General features: G+C 74.4%; 4 protein-coding genes. All 4 read right to left on the reverse strand.

Translation table 11 applies throughout. From position 1 onward, the window contains the following. Positions 1-122: 122 nt before the first annotated feature. Positions 123-1,670 carry a CpaF family protein gene (locus JNW89_RS30540; protein ID WP_238451715.1) on the reverse strand — a complete coding sequence of 516 codons (1,548 nt, stop codon included), beginning with the start codon at positions 1,668-1,670 and terminating at the stop codon, positions 123-125. Positions 1,671-1,690: 20 nt separating this feature from the next. Further along, on the reverse strand, positions 1,691-2,491 hold the full coding sequence (locus JNW89_RS30545; protein WP_238451716.1) for a ParA family protein: 801 nt from the start codon (positions 2,489-2,491) through the stop codon (positions 1,691-1,693). Continuing rightward, positions 2,491-3,141 (reverse strand): SAF domain-containing protein, encoded by a 651-nt coding sequence (locus tag JNW89_RS30550; protein ID WP_238451717.1) that lies wholly within the window; start codon positions 3,139-3,141, stop codon positions 2,491-2,493. Before JNW89_RS30550 ends, JNW89_RS30545 begins: the two co-directional genes overlap by 1 nt. Beyond that, on the reverse strand, positions 3,138-3,796 hold a 659-nt coding region (locus JNW89_RS30555; RefSeq protein WP_238451718.1), incomplete at its 5' end, for a hypothetical protein. The genes JNW89_RS30555 and JNW89_RS30550, both read right to left, overlap by 4 nt.

Genomic DNA, 3,796 nt, shown 5'->3' on the forward strand with positions numbered 1-3,796 from the left:
CTCCGGTCGCGACCGCGCGGCTCGACCGGGGCCGACTCCGCGCGCTCACCGGCGCACCGCCGGGCCGAGTCGGCTGTGCCGGGGGCGGCGCCAGGCGCCGGTGCCGGCCTCGATGAAGCGGGTCAGCAGGCGGGCGTCGTAGCCGACCCGGCCGGGCCGAGTCGGCTGTGCCGGGGGCGGCGCCAGGCGCCGGTGCCGGCCTCGATGAAGCGGGTCAGCAGGCGGGCGTCGTAGCCGACCCGCAGCAACTGGTCGCGGATGCGTTCCGGCAGGTGGCGGGGGACGGCCCGGCCGTCCGGGCCGGGGCCGAAGACGCTGGTGGTGACGATCCGGTTGCCCTCGCCGACCCCGATCACCTCCTCCACGTGGGAGACGAACCGGTGCTTGCGCCCGCCGATCGCGGTCTCGTCCTCGACGGTCACGTAGACGATCAGGTCGAGGGCGTTGCCGGCCATCCGGCGGGCCTGGTCGACCGTCATCTCCCGGCCGTGGGCCAGCGCCAGCTCGATGATCCGCTCGCTCACCCCGGCCGGGGTACGGGCGTGGATGGTGCACATCGAGCCGCGGCTGGTGGTCATCGCCTGGAGCATCGGCACGATCTCCCGGGACCGGACCTCGCCGACGATGATCCGCAGCACGCCCATCCGCAGCGACACCGGGATCAGGTCGGCGATGCTCACCTCACCCGCCGGTCGCCCGTCCATCCCGCGCTCGCCGTGCCCCTCGCGGGACTCGAAGCTCATCACCGCCCGGTGCTTGCGGCCCCGGCGGGCCGGCAGCAGCTCCCGGCTCTCCTCCAGCAGCACGTACGGCTCGTCGGGCGGGATCTCGTCCATCAGCGCCCGGATGACCGTCGTCTTTCCCGCTCCGGCCAGCCCGGCGACCATGATGTTGAGCCCGGCCCGCATGGACGCGCGCAGGAAGTCGCGCAGCAGCGGGTCGATCATCTCGTCCAGGTCGGGGCGGGAGCCGGCGATCTCCTCCAGGCTGACGTCCAGCGTGTTGTGCTTGCGGATCACCGCGTACGGGCGGTGGCTGACCAGGAACACCGCCGCGAGGCGGCTGCCGTCGGGCAGTTGCAGGTCGAGCGTCGGCTTGGACGTCGACAGGGACCGCTCGGTCGCGCCGGCCCGGCGGGCCGCCGCCTGGAGGATCTCCACCAGCTCGTCGTCGCTGTCGGCGATCGGCTCGACCCAGTCGACGCCCCCACCGTGCCGGGTGATGCGCACCTGGTCGCAGCCGAGGATGTGCACCTCCTCGATGGTGTGGTCGACCAGCAGCGTCTGGAGCCGGCCCAGCCCCACCAGCTCGGCGGTGACCTGGTCGAGCAGGATCCGCTCCTCGTCGGCGGCCATCGGGGTGCCGGCCCGGCGCACCGAGTCGGCGTACCCGGAGACCACGGCGACCGCGAGCCGGGCCCGCTCGACCTCCTCGGCGTTGGCGTCGAACTCCCGGCCGCGCTGCCACTGGGTGAGCCGTTCGCTCAGTTCCCGGCGCAGTTCGCGGACCACCGCGAAGTCCACCCGCGGTCGCGGCGGCGGGGTGGGCGGGGGTGGCGCGACGGGCGGCGCCGGCTGGTGGTGCCGGCCGTTCACCGGGGGCAGCGGCGGCATCGTCGAGGTCGCCGCCGGCTGCTGACGCGGGTCGTGGGAGACCGGCTCAAACCGCATGACGTGCCTCCCCGGGCGGCTCACACCACATCCGGCACCTCCTGGGCGGCGGGCCAGGCCAACCGGGCCCGGCGGCGGTCCAGCAGCGCCCGGACCGGCACCTCCAGCGCGCCGGCCGCGCGCATCAACGGCCGCCCGGCGCGTACGGTGCCGCCGAGGCTGAGCACCTCGGCGGTACGCGGGTCCGCCGGCAGGGTGGCGATCACCGGTACCCGCAGCGCCTTGCTGATCTCGCCCTTGCCGTGCCCGTCGCCGACCACCAGCAGCCGCAGCGTGCCCGGGGGCACCCGGTGCTCGGTGAAGTCCCGCTCGATCGCCCGGATCATCGACCGGGTGGCGGAGAGGTCGGGCAGCTGCGCCCGGGTTACCAGCAGCACCACCGCCGCGGCCCGCAGCACCGGCCACGGTGGACCGGCCACCTGGAGTCGCCCACAGTCGACGATCACGTCGTACGGCGGCTGGCCCTTTTCCAGGCTGCCGAAGAAGTCGGCGAACCGCTGCCAGAGCGGGCTGACGCTGCCCGCCTGGGCCGGGTCGACCACGCCCGGCAGCAGCAGCCGTTCCCGCCGCGGCGCGTCCAGGTCGACCAGCTGCGACCAGAAGGCGCTCTCCAGGTTGCCGTCGCGCAGCTCGCCGACGGCCAGTTCGCCGATGCCCCGGGGACCGTCCAGCGCGCCGCCGAGGTAGCCGGCGAGGATGGTGCCGCCGGCCGGGTCGCACTCGGCCAGCACCAGCCGCCGGTGCCAGCTCAGCGCGCAGGCCAGCGCGGTGGTGGTGACCCCGGGCGACCCCTTCGCCGAGACCAGCGCGATGATCGCCATCAGGCCGCCTCGACCAGCACCAGGGCGATCCGCTCCTGGGCGGCCAGCACCACCACGGCCGGCACGTCCCGGACGGGCAGCGCCACGTAGACCACCACGTCGTCGTTCTCCGGGGTGGCCGTGTCGATCACCGTGCCGGTGAACCGGGTGCCCGGCGCCTGGCTGTCGTCGTTGTCGGCGGGGGTGCTGACCAGCAGCACCTTGTCGCCGGGATGGAGCTTGCGGGCGGGCACCTGGGTCTGCTTCAAGCCGAGCGCGATCTGCTGCTGCCCCTCGCCGAGCAGCGGGGCGTCGGTGAGCTGCCCCATGGTCAGCAGCGTGCCGGGGGTGAGCGACACCGCCGCCCGCTTCCCGACCACCTCGTCGAGCTTGCCGGCCGGTACCGGGGACAGCCCGGCCCCGCCGGAGACCTGCACGCTGACCAGGTCGTCGGCGCTGAGCTGCCGGCCGACCTCGACCGGGCGGGCGACCGCCAGGTAGCTGCCGGTGGCCCGGACCGAGGTGACCGCGAAGGCCGCGCCGAGGCCGCCCAACGCGATCAGCAGCACCGCCAGCCCCAGCAGGCCGGGACGGGTTCGGCGCTGGCGGAGCACCTTCGGCGGGGCGACCGGCGCGTCGACCGGGGTGCCGTTGCGGGTGACCAGGCTCATCGGGTAACCACCTGAAGCTCGTCGATCTCGATCAGAGTCGTTCCGCTGGTCCGGGTCTGGGCGATCACGCCGCTCTCGCCGCCGCCGCGCCAGGTCACCGACCAGTACGTGGTGGCGCTGACCCGGTAGGTGCCGGCCTTCGGGTAGCCGGAGTCGTAGCCGCAGTCCGGCGAGGTCTTCCCGGCGCGGCGCCCCTTCGGGTCGTACGGGGTGCCCTCGTCGGCGCAGGTGACCTTGACGCCGTTGCCCATGGTCCAGACGATCCGGTCGACCTTGGCGGTGATGTCCACCCGCAGGCCGCGGTCGGAGTCCCAGGCGTGGATCGGGCCGAAGTAGTTCCGGCCCGGGCTGGCCCACATCCAGACCGGCAGGCCGACCAGGCCGGGGCCGGTGTTGCGGCGGGGCGCCACCGCGATCCGGGGCGGCAGCAGCGAGATCGACGCCAGGACCCGCCGGGCCAGTTCCTCCGGGTCGGGCGGCGTGCCGAACCCGGGTGGCGGGGTGTCCCGCAGCACCACGGTCTGGCTGCCGAGGTCGCCGCCGTTGCAGGTGCGGACGTACCACTGCTGACCCTCGGGGGCCTCGGGCTGCGGCTCGGCCAGCTTGTAGTAGCAGCCGTCGGCGTTGTTGAACCAGCCGAGGAACTGGTTGTAGC

The sequence above is a fragment of the Micromonospora sp. 4G55 genome, assembly GCF_016803375.1.